At 30.7% G+C, this 25,579-nt stretch carries 16 protein-coding genes and 2 pseudogenes; 17 read left to right on the top strand and 1 reads right to left on the bottom strand.

From position 1 onward, the window contains the following. Window positions 1-14 precede the first annotated feature (14 nt). The 10 genes and pseudogenes from CLRAG_RS06630 to CLRAG_RS06590 all read left to right on the top strand — a co-directional run bounded on the left by CLRAG_RS06630 (window position 15) and on the right by CLRAG_RS06590 (window position 11,868). Window positions 15-242, top strand: a complete 228-nt coding sequence (locus CLRAG_RS06630) for a type II toxin-antitoxin system HicB family antitoxin (RefSeq protein ID WP_207644789.1) — start codon at window positions 15-17, stop codon at window positions 240-242. Window positions 243-873: 631 nt separating this feature from the next. Continuing rightward, a complete protein-coding gene (locus tag CLRAG_RS06625; protein ID WP_065077665.1) occupies window positions 874-1,035 on the top strand; it encodes a carbon storage regulator in 162 nt (53 codons plus the stop codon). Between the two features lie 411 nt (window positions 1,036-1,446). Beyond that, window positions 1,447-1,809: a four helix bundle protein gene (locus CLRAG_RS06620; protein WP_065077664.1), complete on the top strand. Its 363-nt coding sequence runs from the start codon at window positions 1,447-1,449 to the stop codon at window positions 1,807-1,809. Between the two features lie 178 nt (window positions 1,810-1,987). Further along, window positions 1,988-2,402 (top strand): annotated as a pseudogene (locus tag CLRAG_RS21370) (flagellin N-terminal helical domain-containing protein); the annotation flags it as partial. Between the two features lie 1,730 nt (window positions 2,403-4,132). Continuing rightward, window positions 4,133-4,390, top strand: a pseudogene (locus CLRAG_RS21365) (flagellin); the annotation flags it as partial. A 294-nt stretch (window positions 4,391-4,684) separates the two neighbouring features. Next, complete coding sequence (locus CLRAG_RS06610; protein ID WP_065077662.1) at window positions 4,685-4,984, top strand: hypothetical protein; 300 nt, start codon at window positions 4,685-4,687, stop codon at window positions 4,982-4,984. Window positions 4,985-5,472: 488 nt separating this feature from the next. Then, entirely contained in the window at window positions 5,473-7,803 is a 2,331-nt protein-coding gene (locus CLRAG_RS06605; RefSeq protein WP_065077661.1) for a glycosyltransferase family 2 protein, read from the top strand. A gap of 759 nt (window positions 7,804-8,562) precedes the next feature. Further along, the gene (locus tag CLRAG_RS06600) at window positions 8,563-10,155 is read left to right on the top strand and encodes an AAA-like domain-containing protein (RefSeq protein WP_065077660.1); all 1,593 of its coding nucleotides are present in this window, start codon (window positions 8,563-8,565) and stop codon (window positions 10,153-10,155) included. Between the two features lie 84 nt (window positions 10,156-10,239). Continuing rightward, on the top strand, window positions 10,240-10,608 hold the full coding sequence (locus CLRAG_RS06595) for a hypothetical protein (RefSeq protein WP_065077659.1): 369 nt from the start codon (window positions 10,240-10,242) through the stop codon (window positions 10,606-10,608). 288 nt (window positions 10,609-10,896) lie between these two features. Beyond that, a complete protein-coding gene (locus CLRAG_RS06590; protein ID WP_065077658.1) occupies window positions 10,897-11,868 on the top strand; it encodes a flagellin N-terminal helical domain-containing protein in 972 nt (323 codons plus the stop codon). 336 nt (window positions 11,869-12,204) lie between these two features. Here the strand turns inward: CLRAG_RS06590 and CLRAG_RS06585 are convergent, their stop codons facing one another. Then, entirely contained in the window at window positions 12,205-12,948 is a 744-nt protein-coding gene (locus CLRAG_RS06585; protein ID WP_065077657.1) for a hypothetical protein, read from the bottom strand. Between the two features lie 206 nt (window positions 12,949-13,154). On the opposite strand from CLRAG_RS06585, the gene CLRAG_RS06580 reads away from it, so the two are divergent. The 7 genes from CLRAG_RS06580 to CLRAG_RS06550 all read left to right on the top strand — a co-directional run bounded on the left by CLRAG_RS06580 (window position 13,155) and on the right by CLRAG_RS06550 (window position 25,534). Then, window positions 13,155-13,979, top strand: coding sequence for a hypothetical protein (locus tag CLRAG_RS06580; protein WP_065077656.1), 825 nt, complete (start codon window positions 13,155-13,157; stop codon window positions 13,977-13,979). 442 nt (window positions 13,980-14,421) lie between these two features. Beyond that, window positions 14,422-15,429, top strand: a complete 1,008-nt coding sequence (locus CLRAG_RS06575; protein WP_065077735.1) for a dTDP-glucose 4,6-dehydratase — start codon at window positions 14,422-14,424, stop codon at window positions 15,427-15,429. Window positions 15,430-15,654: 225 nt separating this feature from the next. Further along, window positions 15,655-17,124: a zinc ribbon domain-containing protein gene (locus CLRAG_RS06570; protein ID WP_065077655.1), complete on the top strand. Its 1,470-nt coding sequence runs from the start codon at window positions 15,655-15,657 to the stop codon at window positions 17,122-17,124. Window positions 17,125-17,288: 164 nt separating this feature from the next. Next, a complete protein-coding gene (locus CLRAG_RS06565) occupies window positions 17,289-17,468 on the top strand; it encodes a YjfB family protein (protein WP_065077654.1) in 180 nt (59 codons plus the stop codon). 23 nt (window positions 17,469-17,491) lie between these two features. Continuing rightward, window positions 17,492-17,740, top strand: a complete 249-nt coding sequence (locus tag CLRAG_RS06560; protein WP_065077734.1) for a hypothetical protein — start codon at window positions 17,492-17,494, stop codon at window positions 17,738-17,740. A gap of 493 nt (window positions 17,741-18,233) precedes the next feature. Further along, window positions 18,234-20,483, top strand: coding sequence for a cell wall-binding repeat-containing protein (locus CLRAG_RS06555; protein WP_065077653.1), 2,250 nt, complete (start codon window positions 18,234-18,236; stop codon window positions 20,481-20,483). A 209-nt stretch (window positions 20,484-20,692) separates the two neighbouring features. Next, window positions 20,693-25,534 carry a DUF5050 domain-containing protein gene (locus tag CLRAG_RS06550; RefSeq protein WP_065077652.1) on the top strand — a complete coding sequence of 1,614 codons (4,842 nt, stop codon included), beginning with the start codon at window positions 20,693-20,695 and terminating at the stop codon, window positions 25,532-25,534. The last annotated feature ends 45 nt before the right edge of the window (window positions 25,535-25,579 follow it).

Below are 25,579 nucleotides of genomic sequence, written 5' to 3'. Positions count from 1 at the left end.
TGGGAGATGATATATTGAAAAAATATACATTTACGGTGCTTATAGAGAAGGATGAAGACGGTGGATTTGTTGCAACTGTGCCTGAACTTAAAGGTTGCCATACTCAAGGAGATAGTATGGTGGAATTAATGGCAAATGTAGATGAAGCAATTAAGCTGTGTTTAGAAGTTTCAGGAAAAGATGGTATAGACGTATTCAATACAGATTTTGTGGAAACAAAGCAGCTTGATATGGTGATGTAATGAGTAAATTGTCTATTATTTCAGATAAAGAATATGAAGAACTTAGAAGTAAATTGTAGTATATAGAGAACTAAAAATGATGGATTTGATTGAATAAGTACTGGTTAGTTTAAATAAACTGCTGGTGCTTATTTTTATGTTTATGGGTAAATCTATGTGGTAAAATATATATAGTTGAGAATTGAGAGTTGAGAGTGAAGGTCAATTTTTCGCTTTAGCGAAACGAGCCTTGAAAAATTTAATTAAAGATTTTTTGTAGTGTAATGGAAAAAAATCCACATTAACTGTCAATTGTCCACTGTCAACTAATTTTGCTTCGCAGTGTGCTTTTTAAGAGAAAATTTCCAATGTGAGAAGCTTTGTTATTTAAATATAAAATTTTTTTATTTTTTGTGTAAAGTTCCTTAAATTTAAAACGAAAATTTAAATAAGCAGAAACAACAGGAAATATAAGAAAAAAATATCTCAGATGGATATAAAGTTTTCTACGAATATACCGAAAACTGAACATAAAAGTTTATAAAGAAAAAGTCAGGACGACTAGTAAACCTATTATACTCTGCAGGATGCAGATGTGAATAGGGGTATTAGTTGTGTTTTTTGATTATAAAAATCCAGGGAGGGACATTAAATGTTAGTATTAGGCAGGAAGCCAGGAGAATATGTGGTAATTGGAGAAAATATAAAAGTTAAAGTTGTAAAAAGTGATAAAGGAGACTTAAGACTTGCTATAGATGCGCCTAAAGATGTAGAAATCACAAGAGGTGAAGTTTGGGAGCAGCAGAGTAAGTGAATAATTAATAATTAAGAATTAATAATTATTTATTTATTGGGAAAAGTTTTTTTACTATATTTGAAAAAATGGTAAATGATAATTAAATTTTAGATTTTCTGAAGCAGAGCGGAAGAAAATCATCCATAACTATTAATTTTTCACTATTAATTATTAACTGTTAAATAAGAACTCAGGAGGAGTCAATTATTTCCGTAATTCAGCAGGATGCTGATGAGGCGGAGATGGTTGGCTCCTTTTTTTAGTTAAGAATTAATAATTAAGAATTAATAATTAAGGAAAGTTTTTCTTCATTATGTTCAGAAAAACATATATAACTATTAATTTTTCACTATTAATTATTAATTGAATAAATCCTAACTAGTATGTCTAAAATTTTAGATATATTTACAAAGTTAGGAGATTAAAAAGTTGAAAGATAGTTTGATTTATAATAAAGCATTTAAATTTTCTATAAAAGTAGTTAATTTATACAAATATTTATGCAATGAAAAGAAGGAGATTATTCTTTCTAAACAGTTGTTACGTTCTGGTACAAGTATAGGTGCTAATGTTAAGGAAGGTTTGTTTGCTCAAAGTAAAAGAGATTTCCTATCAAAGATGAATATAGTACTTAAGGAATCTTCAGAAGCTATGTATTGGTTAGAACTTTTAACAGCAACTAATTACATAGATATTAATACATCAAAAACAATTTTAAGTGAATGTGAAGAGTTAAGTAAAATATTGGTCTCAATAGTTAAGACAACAAGACAAAATTTAAAAAATGATTGAGATTAAAATTAATATTTTAAAAGATTTTCTGAAGAGTAGCGGAAGAAAATCATCCATAACTATTAATTCTTCATTATTAATTATTAATTAACTTGTTAGTAAAGCCTTTGGGTTTAACTATAAATAAATCAAACCTAGCACAAGGAAGTGCAGGTCAAAAATCAGGGAGGGAAATATTATGATAATAAATCACAATTTAATGGCAAATAACGCTATAAGAAACATGAACATCAATTCAGGTAATGCTAGTAAATCTATGCAAAAACTTTCTTCAGGTCTTAGAATCAATAGTGCAGCAGACGATGCAGCAGGACTAGCTATATCAGAAAAAATGAGAGGTCAGATCAATGGTCTTGATCAAGCATCTTCTAACTCTCAAGATGGTATCTCAATGATACAAACTGCTGAAGGTGCATTAAATGAAACAACTTCAATTCTTCAAAGAATGAAACAATTAGCAACTCAATCAGCCAATGATACTAACGTAGGAGATGACAGATCTCAAATACAAGCTGAAATGAATCAATTGACTTCAGAAGTTAACAGGATAGGTAACACTACTGAATTCAATACTCAGAAGTTATTGAATGGTGGAGGAGTAGATCCAACAACAACAACTACTACTGGTAAAATTTTAGATATTGCAGCAAATTTATCTGGAGGTCAAGCAGGTACAACTGCAGCAACTTCAACTTATACTATTACTGATTTAACTTCAGTTAAAAGTTCTATTGATGGTAAAAATATCACATTTAATTTAGGTGGAAAAAATATTACACTTACATTCAATAATAATTTGAATACTGCAGATTCCACTACAACTCAAATAGGAATAAAAGATATATCTGACCAACCTTCATCAGCTTTAGCAATTCGTACTGCTTTAACTAAGGCTATTGCTGCTGATGACACTCTGAAAAATCAGTATACAGTTGATCCTACGGCAGGAAACACTGTTAAGATTACTGCTAATAGTTTATCACTTACCACTGATGGCACACTTACTGGAGTTGATTATGCTAAGGGATCAATTTCGTTTAATTCAACTGATTCAACTATAACTGGTAAGGTTGCTGAAGTTGCTACAGCAGGAGTTGGTAGCAGAGCAACTGCAACTATAGATTTTACTGGCAAGACAGCTGCAGATTTAGTTGGAACAGGTATATTTATTGATGGTAAAAAAATTGACTTTTATGATAGCACTAAAGGACAGTATAAAGGTGATGCTGACTTTTCAGTTGATTTAAAGGGAGCAGGAAGCACTGAAACAGTAGTTGATGATATTGTAAAGGCACTGCATACTGGAACAACTAGTAATATAGCATCAGTTTATGTAACAAAGGCAGATTCTACAAAACTTCAAATAACAGCAACTGCTTCTGGTATAGCTGGAAATACAATTCAGTTGCAGGATAATTTCTCAAGGACAGTATCAAATGTTAAAGATTCAGATAAGCTTACGGGTGAATCAGTTGTATCAGCAAATGGATTAAAAGATGGTACTCAGACAGTAACAGTTACCAATAAAGCTGCAAGTACAAGCACAGCTTCTAGTGCTTACAGTGGTACTACTTTAGTTGCTGCTGATATAGGAGGCATTTCTATTGCTTCAACAACTTCTCTTGAAAGTGGTACTTATAGATTAACAAATTCTGCAGTAGGTACAGCAGGACATGTTCAATTGCAAAAATTAGGAAGCGATGGGTCAACTTGGACAAGTGTATCAGGATATAGTGATATTACGCTTACAAATGGTGCAAGTGTTACAGCCGGTGATTTAACTATAGCAGGAGGCACAGCACCAGCTACACATTTTACAAATGGTGCAGCAGGTACAGATTATATGACATTTAGTATTACACAAAATCATTATGAAGCAGCTTTAACTGAACAAGATGGTACAGTTGGTACAGCAGTTAATGTAGAATCAAATGGTGGGAATGTGACATTAAAAGCACAAGATGGAACAGGAGAAGCTGTAGTTAATGTTGGAAAAGTTGATGATTCATTAGCAATAGGTGCATCAACTAAGTTTACTTTTGAAACTGCTACTCCTAAAGCTACAACTCAGGATACAGTTGGTGGAACATTTACAGCTGTATTCCAGATAGGTGCAAATATGGGACAAAGTTTCCAAATGGATGTTAAAGATATGAGAGCTAGAGCTCTTAATATATCAGGAACAACAGCAGGAGCAGCACAAGGAGTTGTTGCTGGAGCTAAATTTACATCAGCTAAATCAGTATCAAATGGAACTGATAATGTAAGCATTGAATCTGCTCTTGATATTTCATCACATGATACTGCTACTGCAGCAATAAAAGTATTAGATAATGCTATTAATGCAGTATCAACACAAAGAGCACAACTTGGTGCTTATCAAAATAGATTAGAGCATACAATAAATAACTTAGGAACTTCATCAGAAAACTTAACTTCTGCTGAATCAAGAATAAGAGACGTTGATATGGCTAAGGAAATGTCAAACTACTCAAAGAACAACATCTTATCACAGGCTGCTCAAGCTATGCTTGCACAAGCTAACCAACAGCCATCACAGGTTCTTCAGTTATTAAGATAATTGACACTCTAAATCTTTGATTTAGTTAGTGGAACTTACTCCTTCCGATATAAGGAGGAGGAGTTATCTTAAATTTTAGAACACAAATGAGTAATATTAAGGAGTCAGGGTGAATAACTCTGGCTCTTTTTAATAATTTGGAATAAAGGATGTGAGCTAAGAAATTGGCTAAGAGAAAGAATTTTTCAAATTATAGTATATCAAGTGAATGTTTTATTATTTGATAGATATAGAAAAAGAAAAAAAGGGAATAATTACGAGATATATTCTGTAACTAGGATGGTTATTTGTCTTTTGCAAAATTATATTGAAATAATTTTCTGGTATTCTGCTATTATAATAACAACTATAAAGTTATTTTCTGTAGTATCAATTTCATTAGGGGAGGTTATTATTTCTAGTGTATTATGTATGACGACTTATAATATGGATATTGTTAATAAAGTTAATAGTTCAGTTGGAAGAATAGTATCACATATAGTATTTTTTGAAATAATTTGTGGATTTTTAATGACATTAATTTCAGTATCAAGATTTGTAGGATTACTACCAGCAGTCAAAGAAAGAGAAAGTTATAATAAAGATAATAATTAAAACTAAATGTCGAAGGAAAATGTTTCATAATAAAACAGAAGATTAAATTGACTGTAAGTACGCTTTATTGTGAATGTGGCTAAAAAACTAAGAGGGAAATAAAAAATGCAATTTGCAGAAAAAAAGATAAAGGTGTTACAAGGTTTGCATGGTTTGCAACTAATTCAGATGATAATGCAAAGAAATTTGAAAGGGAATGTATTGATAAATATACTTCAATTAATAATTTAATATAAAGTAAAATTAGAAGTACCATGGTTATGTAAATTTAGGAGGTTTTAAGAACAGTCAGAAGCGGCTGCTCTTTTTTATATTTTTAAGGAATGAAAAAAGAATAAATATTTATATAAAATTAAATTTTTATGACTATAATAAAATAATATACTTTATGTTATAGAAAGAGATAACTGTTATATATTATAATAAAATAGAAGATGCAGTTCTCAAAAAGGTTTTTGTTTATCATATTTTGAAAGGAATAAAGTGATATGAAATTAAGCATATGTATGATGGTTAAAGATGAAGAAAAAAATTTAGAAAGATGTTTAAATAGCTTAAAAACTATAATGAGTACCATAGAATCAGAGTTAATTATAGTTGACACAGGTTCACAAGACAGGACCATAGAAATAGCAAAACGATATACAGACAAAGTTTACTTACATAAATGGAATAATGATTTTTCCGCAATGAGGAATATTACAATAAATTATGCAGCTGGGGAATGGATATTTATTATTGATGCAGATGAGGAAGTTTCAAATGAAAATGAATTAATTACTTTCTTAAAATCAGAAAAGTGTAATGAGTATAATACTGCAATTATGCCCGTTGAAAATTTAAATAGCATAAAGGATAGGTACGATTATAGTGTAATACAATCTCCTAGACTTTTTAAAAATGATGGAGAGTTTCATTATAAAGGAGTTGTTCATAATTACCCGATATTTAAAAATCCTGTAATTGTAATAAAAGCTAAGATAGTTCATTATGGATATATTAATGAAGATAAAAGTCTCATGGAAAGAAAATTTTCAAGAACTAGCAAATTGTTAAAATTGGAATTAGAAAAAGATCCAAATAACATTTATTATGGGTTTCAACTTTCTGTTACATATAGAATGCATGATGATTGTAAAGATGCGCTAGATCAGATTAAAAAAACTTATGAGATTATGAATAAAGATTATATCAATAAAAAGGATTTCTTGTATGTTTATTATCAGTATGTTATTTGTTTAATGGATTTTAAAAAATATTCTGAAGCAGAAGAAGTTTGCAGGGAAGGATTAAAATTAGATAATAATTATATTGATCTCGCATTTTATATGGCAAAATCTGAAGCTTTCAGTGAAACTTTTAAGAAATCCATTGAGAATTATAAGAGATATATTACTCTGGTCAAGGAATACAATAACTCTAAATTGAGGTATAATATAAATTTAGGACTGTATACTTTAGGTAGAATAGAAGAAGCGTATAATGATCTTGTTGTAGGCTATTATGGAATTGGAATGTATGAAAAATGTTTAGAATATAGCAAATTATTAACTTCAAAGGAATTTATACAAAATAGTATAGGAGCAGTTGTTAGTTCATATATAAAATTAGATAGGTATTTGGAACTTAACAAGTATTATGAAGATGTAATGATTCCAAATGGCATACAGTTTGAAAATAAATTTAATTATGTTTTAGAACAATGCATGAATGAATTAGAAAAAGGCAAGAGAGAACTTTTGATAAAGAGGTTTGCAGGCTATTCTAATTCTTATTCGTATTTAAATAAAATAAGAAGTTCAGAAGCAATAGCTAGTAATGATTTAAAGAAAATTATTATTGATTTTGTAAACAAAATGGATATGAATTTGCAGCCAAATTATTTTGGAGACTTGATATATTATATGCTTAAAGCTGGTGGAGATATAGGGTCATTGTTGTATAATGTGTGGGATTCTAAACTCAATAAATTTATGGAATATTTAAATGATACACATAAGGATTTATCCAACTTATTAATTGAGTATATTAATTCGCATGATGATGTTAATAATTACAATAATGTTAGGATTAATAGATTATTTTGTAGATATGTATTATTAATTGATAACATAGATGATAAGAGCTATCAATATATATTTAAAAAATATATAAAGTTTGGTATTTCTTACGTGACAACGATATATAGTAAGTGGTGTATAGATAATAAAATAGTATATGATGTAAAGAATAATGAGGATGCTTTTTTTATTTATTTATATCATGCTCAAAAATGCAGAGATAATAATGATATGAAAGGTTATTACAAATATCTGAGAATAGCTTTAGAAACATATACTTATATGAAAAAGGGAATAGAAATTTTAATGCAAAACGAAAAAGTCTTAACAGGCAAAGAAGAAAAAGAATTTGAAAATTATAAGACTAAATTAAAACAGAATATTTCAAAGTTAATTGATTGTGGAAAACTTGATAATGCACAATTTTTAATTTCACAATACGAAGATATTGTGAAAAATGATATTGAAATATATTCAATGAAAGCAGTAATTTACATGATGCAGCAAAAAAATAGCGAAGCTGAAAAAATTCTTTTAGAAGGACTAAAAGTTGACCCAGATAATGCAGATATATTGTTTAATTTAGCTTACGTTTATGAGATGAATCAAAACTATAATAAAGCAATAGAATACTATAAAACTGCATTTTTTGCATCTGATAATAAAGAACTAAAAGAGAAGATAAGAAACATTATTAAAAATTTGTTAGAAATTTTGGATTCTAATATAACAGTTGAAGATTTTTTTAAAAGTATATAAGGAAATTCAAATAGTAAAAAATAAAAGATATTGATGCTTTGTAATTTTTATTGTTTATGCTAATCTAATATTAGGTCAAGTGCTCATTTTGTTATGGAGGCTTAGGGCAAATAGGGCACAGTTTCCACCCTACTAATCCTACGAAAAAATAGTAGGGACAACCAAAAACAGCCGTGGATATCGGCACTACTGACAGTATTGTCATCTTATTTTTTACAATGTCAGTAGTGCTGATATTTATGCCTTCTTATATAACAATATATTTAGGGAGCAGAAAAATAGGCAGAGAACAAATTGTAATTAGAGTTAAAAATTTGATTAAGCAATGGTGACAGGCACCTGTAAAATAATGTAATAATATTTTTAGAACGGTCATTGAAATGGCTGCTCTTTTTAGTATATCTAAATGATTACGAAAAGAACAAATGTTCGTATAAAATTAATTTTTTATGACTATAATAAAAATATATTGTTTATAATGGAAAAAGATGATTGTTATAGATTATAATAAAGTAGAAGATGAAGATAAGCAGATAAATGCAGAAATTATCAATGAATCTTACTTAGTGGGAAAAGCAGATATCCCAAATCTTTGATTTGGTGATAGTCGCTTTCGCTGTGTGCAAGCAGATATCCCAAATCTATGATTTGGTGATAATCGCTTTCACAGAGTGCGTAGGAGTGTTACAGTAGGTAGTCATCAGATAAAATATGTAATAGACATATTATTAAAATAGATACAGGTGAGGTGTGAAAGTGATGAAAAAAAGGTTTAATGTAACGGGAACTTGCATACCGGAAAAACATTATATGGTAGATATTTCTAATAAAATAAAAAAGATAATGAATCTTATAGAAAATGAGGAGTATTTTGTAATAAACAGACCAAGGCAGTACGGAAAGACTACAACATTATTCTTACTTAATAAAAAACTTAAAAGTGAGGAACAATATTTACCTATAAAAATAAGCTTTGAGGGCATAGGAGATTCTGTTTTTGAAAATGAAAAAAGTTTTTCAAGAGCCTTTTTACAGATAGTGGAGAGAAATTTAATATTAAACAATAAAAATTTATCAGGTTTTCTGGAAGAAGAAAGAGTTAAGATTCAAAATTTAAATGATTTATCAAATGCTATAACCAAATTAGTTATGAAAGCAGATAAAAAGGTAGTTTTAATGATAGATGAAGTGGATAAGAGCAGTAATAACCAGCTTTTTTTAAGTTTTTTAGGAATGCTTCGAAATAAGTATTTACTAAGAAATGAACAAGAAGACATTACTTTCCATAGTGTAATACTTGCAGGCGTACACGATGTGAAAAGTTTAAGGTTCAAAATAAGATCGGATGAAGAACATAAATACAACAGTCCATGGAATATAGCCTCGGAGTTTGATGTGGATATGAGTTTTTCAAAGGAAGAAATAGAAACTATGATGGATGAATATGTAAAGGATAAGGGAGTAAAACTTGATAAAGAATATTTTTCAGAAAGGCTGCATTTTTATACTTCCGGTTATCCTTTTCTTATAAGTAAACTATGTAAGATAATAGATGAAAAAATAATGCCAGAAGGGGAACTTGAGTGGAAAAAAGAATATATGGATAAAGCTGTAAAGATACTTTTAAATGATGATAATACGAATTTTCAAAGTTTGATTAAAAATATTGAAAACAACAGTAAACTGAAAGAAATGGTAAAGAGTTTAATTATAGATGGAAATAAAATTAATTACAATATAAGTAATCCAATTATAAATATGGGAATGCTTTATGGAATATTTAAAAATGAAGACAATAGCTTGAAAATAAATAATAGAATATATGAACAGCTGATATATGATTATATGAGTTCATTAATAGAAACATCAACTGATGTTGGATTTTACAATGAAAAGTCAAATTTTATAAGAGAAGATGGAAACCTTGATGTAAAAAAGATATTTTTAAAATTTCAACAATTTATGAAGCATGAGTATTCAGAAAAAAGAAAGTCATTTTTAGAAGCAGATGGAAGACTCTTATTTTTAGCTTTTATAAGTCCTATAATAAATGGCACAGGCTTTGCTTTTAAAGAAGTACAGGGCGGAGAAGAAAAGCGTTTTGATATAGTTATAACTTATAATAAAAAAATGTATATATTAGAGCTTAAAATATGGCATGGTGAAGAATATCACAAAAAGGGACTCATGCAGCTCGGAGAATACTTGGATCAGTACAGTCTGGATCAGGGATATCTTTTAATATTTGACTTCAGAAAATCTAAGGGCGAATCAGAAAAAGTGGATGAGGTTAATATTAATGTAGGCAGCAGGGAAAAGAACATAAAGAATATAGTGGAAGTTTATTGTTAGATACTCCACTAGAAATTTATATGTTGAATTTGCAATAATGACATGTTAAACTTGTAATGTATATTAGATATAGGGTGGTGTAATATGGATAATGAATTATTAAAGGCATTGGGTAATTTACTTGACGAAAAATTAAAATATATAAATGATGATATTAAAGAAATAAAAAGTGATATTAGTGGAATGAAAAGTGATATTAGTGGAATGAAAAGTGATATTAGTGGAATGAAAAATGATATTGAACTTATAAGAATACAGCAGAAAGAACATGGTACTATACTTAGAATACTTGAGGATAAGGCTAATACTAATAAGGCTGAGCATGATAAATTAAGTAATGATATGATTCAACTTTCAGGAAAAGTTGAAGATATGAGAAAAGATTTAGCTACAGTTGAGGTAGTAACAGCTAGAAACATGGAAAATATAGCAAGCTTGAAGATTATAAAATAAATAATAGAATTTATGAGCAACTTATATATGATTATATGAGTTCGTTAATAGAGACATCAACAGATGTGAGGTTTTACAATGAAAAGATTAGTTGAAAGAGTCAAAAAGGTGTATATTAATGAATTTAATGATTTGGAGAAATTACTTAAAAGTAATCCGGGAGTATAAATTCTGGAAAATGTAAGTAGGCATCGATAGCTAGCATATAAGCTGTTGGTGCTTATTTTTGTTAAATGTAATTATTTATGATAAAATTACAATGTGAGGAAATTGGAGGGAGGCAGGCACATGGTAATCAATCATAATATAAATGCAGTAAATGTATTGAGATATATGTCAATAAATACGTCTAAGATGGCAAAAGCTGCTAAGAGACTTTCTTCTGGATTAGCCATAAATAGTGCATCGGATAATCCGTCAGGTTTGGTAGTTTCTCGAAAAATGAAGTCACGAATTATAGGACTAGAGCAGGCATCAAGAAATGCCCAAGATGATATTTCTGCTGTACAGGTTGCAGATGGTGCATTAGATGTGACTACTTCAATATTACAAAGAATGAAGCAGTTAGCAACTGAAGCTGCAAATGGAACATTAAAAGATCAAGATAGAAAAAATATTCAATGTGAAATCAATCAATTAACCTCAGAAATTAACGATATAGGTGACAATACAGAGTTTAATACTATAAAGCTGTTAAGCTTCGATGGTAAAAATAATGGAGTTAATTCTAAATTTGCGGCTCAAGCTGGAGCTAATTTAGGGCAATGCGATGTGATCAAGGTAGAAGATATGAAAGCTAAAGCACTAAATATAAGTGGAGAATCAGGTGGAAGTGTTACATCAAAGGATGGAAAAGTAACAGCAAAACTTGTAGAGGCAAATCCAAATGATAAAGATAATGTAGTTACTGATGGAAATGATAATAAAACTGTAGAGTATGCACTAGATATGACAGATCCTAAAAATGCTAGTGCTGCTATTAAAATATATAGTGATGCTATAGGAAAGGTATCTTGTTTTAGAGTAGGTTTAAGAGCAGCTCTTCAAAATGTATTACAGTGTAGGATAGATTGTCTTGGTGATACAGCAAGTAATATATCTGCATCAGAATCTAAAATAGAAGATGCTGATATGGCAAAGGAAATGATAAATTATTCAAGATACAATATTCTTTCTCAAGCATCACAGGCAATGCTGGTACAAGCTAATCGTAATTCATCAGAACGGATGTCGCAGTTATTAAAATCTTTTATAATGTAGCTTAATTTGTATGTGCAATAATACTAGATACTTAACTTTTGCACATATAAAATTTTGACTTAATATAATAATTTTGCGAAGCAAAGCTTCTCAAGTTAAGAATTAATAATGAAAAATTAATAGTGAAGGATGATTTTTAGCTATCGCAAAAAATCTTTAAATTTATATGAGTCACCTCTTAGTAATGTTTTAATTTAGCAAAACGAGTGGTGAAAAGCTTAATCAAAGATTTTTTGAGAGTGTGACGGAAAAAAATCCACATTAACTATTAATTCTTCATTCTTAACTATTAATTAAAAATATTGCCTCGCAATATTCTTAAACTGCGAAAGTTAGTTATACATAAGTACTTATTTTATCCTTCCCGGATTTTTTGTGAGTTTTTTTGGAAGAAGAAATATTCTTATTATCATCGACTACCGTATTATCCGTTTGACTTTTTTCGGAAGATTGTTTTCCTTGAGTTCCTACATTTTTCTTTGCAGCATTTTTAACTTCTTTTGTTTTAGATGAAATCTGTTCATCTATCCTTCCTATATTGCAGGATAGTTTATCCATTTCAGCGGTCTGAGAATTAGAATAGGTTCCCTTTATTGGATCAGGTTCACTTAGGATAACATTCATTTGTCTTTTCATACCAGCTTTAATAGTATACATTTTAGATAATTTAGAAACATTTGAAGCAATTTTTATTAAATTGTTTAATTGTATTGATTTCTGTGAGTTCTCATCATATGCTATTTTTTCAGTAGAATTTTCTTTCTTTTTTTGTTTTTCTTCATTTTCTTTTTTATGAGTTATTTGTTCTGATTTGATTTCAGCAATTTTTGAATCTATTTGCTGAATTTGTTTGTTTAAATCTTTAATATTTGATTGCTTGCTTTTTTCATCCATATTGCTATCTTTAATTCCCTGGATTTGATTCTGAATTGATTCTTTTTCTTTTTCTAAAGCTTGAATTACATTATTATTAGATTTAATATTACTTATTGAATTTTTTTTGTTTTTTTTGTCTAGTTTATTATCACGAGATAAACTATTTATATTTATAGTTTTTGATTGAATTGAGTTTATAGTCATGTAATCATCTCCAAAACAGGTTTTATATAATTAGACCTTCCCAAAACGTTTATCGTTACAAATATGGGAAACTTAACTATTTATTATTTACTTTGGTATAAAGATTTCTATTTATCTACGATAACATAAATAGTTAATGAAAGAGAAACGAAGTATTTAACTATCCGTTGTTAATTCTCAACTTTTAAGTAGAAAGGCGTGTAATTATGAATATTTCAAAAATTAAATTTAAAAGTAGTTTTTTAAGTATCTACAATAATCAAAACAAGAAATTGGCAAATGCAGTAAAAACAAGGCTAGATTCTCAAAAATCAATGGCTGATACTTTAGAAGTAAATGAATTAAAAGTTGAATTAAGTAAAGCACAAACTTCAGAGAAACATATACAAGAAGGAGTTTCTTTTCTTCAAGAGGAAAATAAAGCTGTAAATTCATTAGAAGATATGTCTGAGAAATTGAAACAAATATCTTCCGAATATAATAGTGGTAAATTGACAGATGAAGATAGAAAAGCTGCAGAAAAACAGGCCAATGAAATAATAAGTTATATGAATAGTGTAGTAAACTCCACTTTTGGAGATAATACTTTTAGAGAGAATCAGATTAATGTAGAAACTAATCATGGATCTGATATTGTTATAGATTTAAAACCTTTTGATATAAGTATAGATGCTGATGTGGATAAAGACAATAAAAAAAATGGTGATGGAAAATTTCACATTGAAGGGAAGCTAGGCATAAGAGATATATTGAAAGACACTAATAGAATAGAGAATAATTTGATAAAACCTTTAGATAAATATTCTGATAATATAAAAAGTCAAATAGGAGGACTTGCAGATGATGCTATGTATCAGAATATGGTAGTAGATATGTCAGTTACAAAATTATGCCAATTAAAAGCTATGGATAAGTATACTGCACGTATTGCATTAAATAATTCCAAAGCGATTTTAGAAAATGCAGCTAATGCACTGGATTGTCAATCATCTAGGTTAGAAAATAGTACTGTTTCACAGCTTCTAAGTTAATTTTATAGGTACAATTCTTTTACTCAGCAGAGAAAAAGTAATGGATATTACTTTAATATGATGGCAAGGGAGAAGAATTAGCAATGCTTAGATATGACGAAGCCATATTTATCCGATCGCTATCATTGCTAACACCCCATCTTCTATTAAAGTGGGGGATAAGCACTGCTACACGCCTGGATAAGTTCTTCCCCTAAAGGATAACAGTATTCTAAGTGCTAAAGACACTAAGAATACTGTTAATAAGGTTCAGCTGGAGAAAGTCATCCTTATAAGCAAACTCCATCTGAACCTAAGAATCACTTGATAAGATAAAAGAGGATATTAAATACTTTTATAGAATAAATTAAATAATATGAAGTAATCAGTTCACAACTAGAATTATTAATTCTTAACTCTTAATTATTAATTATTTTTATATGCGGAAAAGAGGTAGAATATGATGAACATATTAGTTACAGGAGGAGCTGGCTTTATTGGACATTGGATAGTAAAAAAACTGCTGGAAGATGGTCATAGGGTTACAGCCTTTGATAATTTATCTAATGGAAGAATTGAGAATATACAGGAATTTAAAAATAATTCTAATTTCAAGTTTATAGGTGGAGACGTAAGAGATGAAAATAAGTTAGATGAAATATTTAAAAAAAAGTTTGATATAGTATATCATTTGGCGGCATCTATAAATGTTCAAGAAAGCATTGAGGATCCAAGAACTACTTTTTATAACGACGTAGTAGGTACTTTTAATATACTTGAGAGAGCTAGAGTTCAAATGTTTGGTAGAAATGGAAAGATGGATGGAGACGGTTGGGTCCTTGATGCTAATGAAGATACTTATCCATGTAAAGTTGTGTTTACTAGTACGTGCATGGTTTATGATGTGTCAGGGCAGGAAGGAATAGATGAAAAGCATCCAGTAAAGCCTGTGTCACCTTATGGCGGAAGTAAAATAGCAGCAGAAAATATGGTACTTTCCTATTACAATGCATACAAACTTCCAGCGGTAGTTGTAAGGCCTTTCAATACTTATGGACCATTTCAGAAAACTGGAGGAGAAGGTGGCGTAGTTGCTGCATTTATAAACAATTCGCTGCATAGTAGAAATATAAATATATATGGTTCAGGAGAGCAGACTAGAGATCTTCTATATGTTAAGGATTGTGCGAGATTTTTGGCAATGGCAGGGTATTGTGATAAAGTTAATGGGCAGATAGTTAATGCTGGTACAGGAAGAGATGTTACTATAAATGAATTAGCCCAAATTATTACGAAAAACAGAGTTAAAGTAAGACATGTAAAGCATATTTACCCCCAAAGTGAAATTATGAAATTAAAGTGCAATTATAAGAGGGCAAGAGACCTTATAAATTGGGAGCCGGAATATACATTGGAGAAGGGAATTGAAGAAACTGAAGGTTGGATAGAAGGAACTAAACTGCTAAAATAATATCATAGGGGTGTAAAATAAAAAAGAACAGCTAAATATAGTTGTTCTTTTTTATTTTAAGGTGCCTGTCACCAGAATGGAATAAAAATGTCCCACTGCGGTGACAGGCACCAAATGGCAAAAAAATCATATAGAATAAACTATTAACATATGTTAATATAAATTTAATAAAATATTAATCGAAAATTACAACATTTCGAAACTTGGATATGAGGAGGCGTTAAAGTGAAATTTTGTGTTAAGTGTGGAAATAAACTAGAAGATAATGATATGTTTTGCCCAAAATGTGGACATAAATCTGGAGTAGAAAAGGGACAAGAGGATGATGTAGGAAATACTCAAACTTTTAATACTGGCCTTATAAATAAGCAAAATAATGATTCTCAGTTTAAAGAAGATCTTAATAAAGAAGATTTTAATGATGAAGAAGAAGTAGATGACAGTATATTTAATACATTTAGAAGAAAGTTGGGTTTGAATAAAAAAGTGGCAGTAATTATAGGAATAGGTGTTTTATGTATCACAATATTCGTGTCTTTTCTAATAGGTAATGCAGCCAGCAAACCTTCTAATGTGGTTTCAAAATTTCAAAAAGCGGTTGCATCCAGTAATAAAGGACAGTTAGTAGATATTCTTTATTGTAGCGATAATAGATTGAAAATAGATGAAAAGAGTGTAGCTCCTTTAATTAATTATTTTAAGGACAATCCTTCTTATTTAAATGAAGTCGTAAGTCAATTAAATAATGAAGTGGCGAGATCTAATGGAAATTTAAATTCTAATTCCAAAGGTAAATTTGATATAGTTTATGCAGGAAAAAAGTATTTGTTTTTCAAGGATTATAAGATAGGAATAAAGCCATCATTTATATCAGTAAAAACTGGAATAAAGGATGTTCAATTTTCTTTAAACAGTACTCAAATAGCAAAAAGTGATTCAAAGGATTTTTCCAAGCAGCTCGGCCCTTTTATTCCCGGGAAATATAAACTTAATGCAGATTACAAAAACAGTTATGAATCTTTAAATGAATCCCGTGATATAGATTTTATGAATTCAAACGAAGACAGCGAAAATGTAGAAGTGTTTAAGGATGTTTCTTATGTCAATATAAACAGTGATTATCCAGATGCAGAAATATTTTTAAATAATAAGGATACTGGAGTTAAAGCAAAGGATGCCAGTAATTTTGGACCACTGGCTGCTAATTCATCTGTATATGGTGTTGCGGCTGTAAACGGACAAAAATTGAGAAGCAGCGACTATATTCTGAAAAAGGATGATGATTATATAAAACTTGACTTTACTCAATCTCAAACTAGTATGCAAATTGATCAGTATAGAATGCGTAATTTAATATATTGGTATACCTATTATTTTACACAAGCAGTAAATACCGGTGATTTTGAAGATGTTGAGAATTATCTGTATCCTGGAAGCCCACTTTATAATGACCAAAAAAGTTATGTGGCAACTACTTACGAAAAGGGCATAAAGGAAGATATCAAATCTTTTAATGTAATCTCATACAACTTAAGTGATGATAAAAGATCTGGAACTGTAAGTACAGAGGAAGTTTATAATATATATCAAAGTGATAGTACTACTCCTAGTACTAAGACTTTTCACTATACTTATACGTTTAAGTACAATGAGCAATTTTCTGGATATCAGCTTTCAGACATAAAATCTAATTAGGACAGGCATCTTAGCGGGGTGTAAATGATCCCACTAAGGTGCCTGTCACTATAAGGGATCATTTTTGCCCCGCTTAAGCGTGAGATATCGAAAAGAAGATATTGCTAAATGTTTTTCCCTAATTTACGATAATATAGGTATAAAAAATTATTGGAGGGATAAATATGGATATAGCAGCGCTATCAGTGGCAATGAGCCAATCGAGTGCACAGCAGTCAGCTGGTATAGCACTTACAAAAATTGCCATGGATGCAGGAGAACAAAAGGCAGCTGGTATGACAGAAATGTTGAGCAATTCCGCAGTAGATCCTAATGTAGGTAGTCATCTAGATGCAATGGCATAACCCCAGGGGTGTAAAAATTGGTAATGAATCAAAAAGAGCAATTAAGGCAAGAACTGGAGGAAGAGCTTCAGTGGGTAAAGTATAGGCAGCAAATGCTCGATATTATGGAGAAAAAGTTGCTGAGAATGATAAAAATAGCAGAACAAGCTAAACAGGATAATATTGACGAAAAGTACTTAAAAGTTTTGAATGATAAAATAAATGATTTGGCAGCACAGGTTAAGGCGTTAGATGGAGAAAGTAGAAAAGCAGAAGATAAAAAAATATTGTAGGTAAGGTGCCTGTCACTAAGTGGGAACGTTAGTACTCCACTTAGATGACAGGTACCTTTTTATTAAAGTAATTTGTAAATTATACGAAAAATAAATAATGGGATTAAAGGATAACTAGTGCAAATGTGCCACATAGAGGCAAGTATGTGATAAACAAAATGTACTTAAAGATAAAAATTTAAAGGAATATGATAAAAATATCGGTGAAGACAGTAAAGATGACAAAGATAAGTCCATAAATGTATTTGTGTAATTTTAGATTTCTGTAATAGCTAAACTCTTTCCCGGAATTTGTGGGAGATTATATACTAATTTTATGGTGAAATTTGCTATTAAATTAGGTATAATATTAATAATGGAAATGTTTCTTGTTAGGTGCCTGGCACCGAGCGGGACATTTATTGCCCTATCAAGGTGACAGGCACCAAGAATAAAAATGCAAGCAATGGGGATTCTGAACAAAACTAAAGAAAGGAGTTGCCTATATATTAATATGAATAGTTTTAAATTGAAGGGTACGCTTAGAAGTAAGAGATTGGCTCTATTAGTTGCCTCTGCAGCAATTATAGGTATTTTAGGTACTACAAAAGTATATGCATCACCGACAGTAGATAGGTATGGTGGTATGGATAGGTATGAGACATCTGCTAGAGTATGTGATGCTGGATGGAGTACTAATACTGATTATGCTGTATTAGTAAATGGAGATGATTACCATGATGCTCTTTCAGCTGCACCTCTTGCTAAAAAGTACAATGCCCCTATACTTTTAACAAACACAGAAGTGATAAATCCTTATACATCTTCAGAACTTATTAGATTAAATGTAAAAAATGTATTTATAGTGGGTGGAAAAGGTGTAGTATCACAAAGTATAGAAGATTCACTAGTGGCTAAAGGAATGAAGGTTGTTAGAGTTGGTGGTAAAGACAGATATGAAACTGCCCTTCAGGTTGCAGCAAAGATTGGTAAGACCAGTGAGGTGGCATTAGTAAATGGAAATGATTTTAGAGATGGAATGACAATAGCATCGATAGCTGCTTTAAAAGGAATGCCTATAATATTGACAGATGGAGAACATATGCCTGCTTCTGTTAAAAAATATTTAGGTAATACAGCTAAAATGGCTCAAATATATGTAATAGGTGATGGAAATACTATAAGCGACAATGTCATAAGTGGGCTATCTAATGTTAAAAGAATAGGGTCAGGAGGCAATGCATATGCTAGAAATGTAAGCATAATACAAGCCTTTCAAAATGAAGTAAATACTGGTACTTTATATGTAGCTTCTGCTAAGAACTTTCCAGATTCATTGAGTGCATCAGCTTTAGCTCCTAAAACATCATCTCCAGTATTATTTGTGGATAGTCCAATGGATGAGGCTACATCAAATTTTCTTAAAACCCACATAGTAAATAATTTAAAAATATTAGGAGGAACAGGTTCTGTAAGTTATGATTCAGAAACTTCAGTTGAAAATATGACATTAGGGGTAAGCGGTATTGATAATATAGCTGATACTATATGGCAGGGTGAGAAATATACTCCAAGGGCGACTATGGTTATAACAGCTACAGATGGTACCAAAAAGGAAGTTGCTATAGATTGGAACTTAAGTCAAGTAAATACTGCAAATCCAGGCACTTATACTTTTACAGGAAAATTAAGAGGAACAGATACTACAGTATATGCAACTCTTACAGTAAAACCTCTTCCATATAAAATTGATGATTTAACTCAAACTGCGGTTAGCAGGACAAGCTTTGGACTTCCAACTACTGTTTCGGCTCAGATGACGGACGGTACAACAACTGATGTACCTGTGTTATGGGATTACGGTACACAGTCTGGGAATAAACCAGGAGTCTATGTCTTTTATGGAACAGTAGATAAATACAGTAAAAAGGTTAAGCTTACTTTAACGACAATTGATAATGGAACAGGTAAGACTATAAAAACTATAAATAACATAAAGGCAACTGTAACTACTAAATCTAGTTATGTATTTCCAACTACAGTATCAGCTATAATGACTGATGGTTCAACACAAAGTTTATCTGTAACTTGGGCAAATGAAATTAAATATTCTACTGGAGTGTATACTTACGAAGGAACAGTAAGCGGATATAGCAAAAAAGTAGGCCTTATGCTTATAGTTACAGGAGAGGGCGGAAAAGATCCTAATGATCCAAATTATCCTACTAACCCTAATGATCCAAATGTAATGGACTTAGGAGAATTGGAACCTATAATGCAAGATGAAAAATATCCAACCACAGTGAAAGATCCAACTACTGGAAAACAGGTGTCAGTTACATGGACAGATGCTGTTAGTATTGATTCTACTTTTTTAGATAATCAATATTTAGATGATTGTAGAGTTGCTAAATTTACTTTGAATGGAACTATAAGTGGTAATAAAAAGGTTAAAGCAACTATAGGAATAATTCCTAAAATTATTACTCTTAATGTAGATGGAAAAACTAGCAACGTTCCAGCTGTATCTATAAATATTAAGAAAAGTTACTATCCAAATGGTGTATTTAATATGAGTGAGTTATCAACTAGAATAAATGCAGTTATAAATGGGCCAAATGGAATTAGAGAAGCAAAAAATGTACATGTTCTTCTTTGGGATCCACCAGTTGTTGATATAAGTGATGCTAGTACATACTATGTAACGGCAACTATAGAGCATTATAGCACACCTGTGACCGTTACAATAAAAATTGAAAACTAACTAAGTGGTTGACAATATATTTTCTTATGATGTAAAAATTGTTGCTAGATTTCATATAAAAAAGGTAAAAAAATTACAAATTGTTACGATTATAAGAATATAAATGCTCTATTGGATATATTTAGTAAATTATAAAATTAAGTGAATTAACACCCGCGAATTTCACGAGTGAATAATTATAACACAATAATGTATGGAGGTAATAAATAATGAAGAAAACTAGGCTATTGGTAATGACAGCAGCAATTGTACTTGGAATAGGTACTAGTGTTTACGCCAAGTTGCCACCTAATTCCATAGTAGTAGGAAATAATGTTTATGATATAAGTTATTTTACAAATGATGCTAGTGGTACTAATACTGCTAAGGTAAATGATCAGCTAGCAAACAATTTAGGTAAATTATACTATGTAGATTCTACAGGTGTAGCAAAGGATATATTTACAGAAGCAACTGTAGATGATAGTCAGATAGTATCTAAAGTTGGTAACACTTTAACATATTATCCTGGAAATGGAACTACGGAAAAAATTGTTACTGATGCAAATAATAATTTTTTAGATCCTAGTACGATTACTGGTGGATATGTAATAGCTCATATTACTTATAAACAACTACTAGCACAAGGATTAAATTTATTTACTTGTCAGCTCAGTCAATTATCAGGTGTAAGTGGAGCAGCTTATTTTCAGGTAGGAAGCAGTCCAATGACTCCTTTAACAGATGTAGCTACTTATATGGGACAACTTTCTACTGGAGCTAGCAATATGGTACATTTATATGCTAGCGATGGTGCTACAGAATTAGCAAATGGATATTTGAATATAGTTACAAATGGGGCTGCATCAGGAGATAAGAATTTAACAGTTAATTTGACGTTAACTGGAAACTCAACAGATGTAGATAGTTCTACACAAGGAAATAAAGCTTATAATATAGTTAATAATGGATTTGTTACAATTGATAAAAGTGGAAAATGGATTTACTACAGTAACACAGGAGATAGTGGTAAACTTTATAAAAGAAGTGCAACAGGTACAGATGATACGCTCATTAGTAATGACAGTGCAAAATATATTAATGTAGTAGGAGATTGGGTATACTATAGCAATTATAACGATGGTGGAAAGATATATAAGGTTAAAATAGATGGAACTGAGAGACAAAAGGTTTCTGATGATATGGCATCTTGTGTAAGTGTAGTAGGAGATTCCATATATTATATAAATCATAGTGACAATGATAGAATATATGTACAGGATTCTACAGGTAAAAAAATGGTTTTAAGTGACCAAGCCAAATATTTAAGTGTTACAGGAAACTTTTTGTTCTATGTTAATGCAGGAGATTCAGATACGTTATATAGCTATGATTTAAGAAATAGTAGAAAAGCAAAGATAAGTACTATAAATACAAAATTTATTAATGCTTGTAATGATTATCTGGTTTTCTATACAGGCTATGATGGAGTGTTATATAGATCTACAAATGCACAAGGACAGATTCCAGTACCTATGAGTGTGACTACAAATGTACAAACATCTGCAAAAGCCAGTGCTTATAAGGCATTAACAGATAAACCTACAATTATATGTGCTACTGATGATAATAATATTTATTACATAAGTTATGTGGATGGTAATAAAATATATAAGTTAGATAACACAGGAAATGGATATAAAGTTGTAAATGATTCAGCAGATTATATAAATATAATAAATGATAGTCTATATTATATAAAATCAGGGAAAATCTCAGTTGCACCTAAAGATGGAGATGGAACTCAAAAGGGCATTTCCATAACAAAACCTAGATTAAATAGCAGGGTAGTAAGTGTTAACCCTATGCCAACATTTACTACAGATGATATAACAAAATTTAATTTTCCAGAAACTGTTTCTTGCATAATGAGTGATGGAAGTGAACAGACATTAGTAGTTTCATGGAATAAAACTGTACCAAAGCCATCAAAAGGTGTATATACATTTAAGGGCACGATACTTGGATATGGAACATCTGTTACTATGAATGTAGCATTAGATTCCGGAACTATTAATGCTAACAATGTTAAAATCGTAAACAATGTAGGAAGTAAAGACACTATAAGTATTACTGGATTGACTACTGGTGATGTGGTAAATGTTTATAATAGTAGTACTGATACAAAACCATTAAAATCAGCTGTTGTAGATGCAAGCGGAAAAGTAAATATGACAGGCTTAAATCTTTCTCCTGATGGTGGAAATGTATATATTAGTTTAACTAAAACAGGTAGACAAGAAGGTAACAAAGTAGGAGTTCAGTACCAGGCAGAGGCACCAACTGGATTTACAGTAGATGCTGCTAATCAAAATATAACTGGGTTACAGGCTAATAAGTTGTATAAGGTTTATATACAAGATGAAAATTCAAATGGAATAGTACCAGCTCTTCCTACAAGTTATGATGTTTCTACAAAAGCAGATGGTAATGGAGTTCTAAAGGTTCCTACTATGATATCTAAGATAGATGGTAATAAAGATGGAAAGCAAATGCTTAGAGTAGTTGCTACAGGTAATGTAGATAGTGCACCTTCAGCACCAATTGAAATAAGCAGAGCAACAGTACCTAGTTATGTAGGCATTGATCTAAATCTTGGAAGAATAACTGGAACTACTACAGGAATGAAATTCACGTATGATGATTTAAAAACTAACTCAAGCCCAACTTGGTATCCTTGTCAAGCAGGATCTACACCAATTCTTATGACTAGATCACTGCAGGTATCAGTTGAAGTATTAGGCAGTGGCCCAGTACTTGAAAGTAAGCCTGTGTCTTATGGATTATTCCAGATGCCTGTTATAAATGGAATAACAGATGGAGGAACATATACTACTGGAACAGATAAATCTACTGGTAAATCACTATTCCCAACTGTAACTTGGAATGATGATAACATTATTGATGCAAGTAATAGCACAAAATATTGTGCAGTCTTAACTAAAGATGGAAATCCTATTTCAGGAAATGATTCAAAAACATATTCTATGAATAATGGAGTTATTGATACAAATGGAACAACTTATAAGGCTATAAAAGATAGTAGTGATTTGGAAAGTATAATAAAGGCTAATGGTGATGGAAGCTATGCACTTATAGTTGTAGGAACAAAGACTGTATCAGGTATGAATCCATCTAGTGCAACAAATGTTACTACTGTTAAATTTACAGTAAATTCAGCAGTACCTGCAACGGTAGATATAAGATTTGCTGAAACAGCAGGAACACAGAAGTGGACAGATGGTACAAAGACTGCAGTAACTAATGTTACATCAGCTGATATACCAACTCTTTATCAGGCAACACCAAATTGGACGGATTTAGCAGGAACTATTGATACATCAGTAATACAGAGATTAGATACTGCTCCTACTTCGGATTTAAGTTGGAATTTAGCAGCTAAGGTAGCTTTTGAAAGAACTGTTATAAGTCAGGATGGATATTATAAGTTAACAGTTACATCTACAAGCACAGAAAATGGGGCAACAAATGTTTCTACAAAAGTATTTAAGGTTGATACACAAGATAAAGCTATATCACCATCAGTTTTAGGAGTATCAGATGGAGGAATCTATGATAAAGTTATTAGTGGAATTACAATAACAGATACACTAGCTAATACTACAAAAGCTACAATAACAAGAGATGGATATAAAACTGATTATATAGTAGATCCAACAAGTCATAAGGGTGGAACACTAACAGTAAATGGAAGCTATGTATTAACATTGGATACGACAAATAATATAAATGGTTCTAAGACAGAAAAAATTATTAACTTTAAAATTGATGATGCAGAGAGTAATCCAACTCAAGCAGCACCAAAAGCACCAGATAAAAATGGAAAAACAGCAACATTTACATTTAATGATGGCAATGGCAATATAGCAATTGGAAATGTTGATACTAGTGAAGAATATAGTGTAAATAATGGACAATCATGGACACCAGTAACATCAACTGGAACCCAGTTAATTACTTCATCAAATGAGTTAAACTTGTTAAATAAATCTACTACTACAAGTGTACAAGTAAGGTATAGAGCAAATGGAAATATACCGGCTTCAGAGGCACAGGTTATTAATTTGACTGCTTCACCTGTAGCACCATCTGCAAAATTTGAATTTAGCTATGATGCAAATCATAATTTAATAGGTGGATTAAAGAATTCAGATGGGACAGCTATTTCTAATCCTTCAAGTTATGAGTATAGTATAGATGGCGGATTAAATTGGAACAGTGTAGACAATAATGGAGCTTTGAAATCAGAAGATGTCAACATAATAAATACAACTAATGGGGTACAAGTTAGAACTAAGGCAAGTGGTCAAACTAAAGCTTCTAATGTTGAAAAGATATCAGTAACTCAAGCAGCAGCACCTAATGTAACTTCAACTCAAGCAGCAGGTGGAGTTAAATTAACTAGTCTTTCTACAGGACTTGAATATAGGGTAAATGTTGGCAGCACTACAGGAACAAAATGGAATGACTTTACTTCAGGAAATACTATTCCAGTTACACAGTCAGGTTCTATAGATGTAAGGAGTAAAGCTACAGGAACTGCAATGCCTGGTAACATAGCAAATATACCAGTTCAATTGGCAGCAGCACCAGCAATTAAGACTGCAGCAACAGCACCGATATTAAATGTTAAATATTCAGAAAAAGTATTATCAGATGGAAGAAATTTAGTAATAAATACTAAAGTTATTGCATTAACTTATACTTTACAATTAAGTGGTAGTAGCACTACTCCAATAACATTAACTCAGTTAGAAACTGCATTACAAACAGACATAAATACATCTATTGGAAGCGGTGTTATTAAAGTTGGTGATGATGGAACAGGAAAGTTAACTCTTACTACAGTAGCAACAGGAGCTGCAGCTAAAATAGACTTTACTGAACCATCAATAGTAGATGGCAAATCAATTACTACATCAACAGGAGACGGATCAATTAGTGCTGAATTAGGATTTACAGATATAACATCTGTTACAGGAACAAACTAATAATATTAATTAAGATGTCAAGTACTAGTTAGAAAATATAAAAAA

The organism is Clostridium ragsdalei P11 (assembly GCF_001675165.1).
Lineage (GTDB): Bacteria > Bacillota > Clostridia > Clostridiales > Clostridiaceae > Clostridium_B > Clostridium_B ragsdalei.
This window is presented reverse-complemented; position numbering and strand designations above follow the sequence as displayed.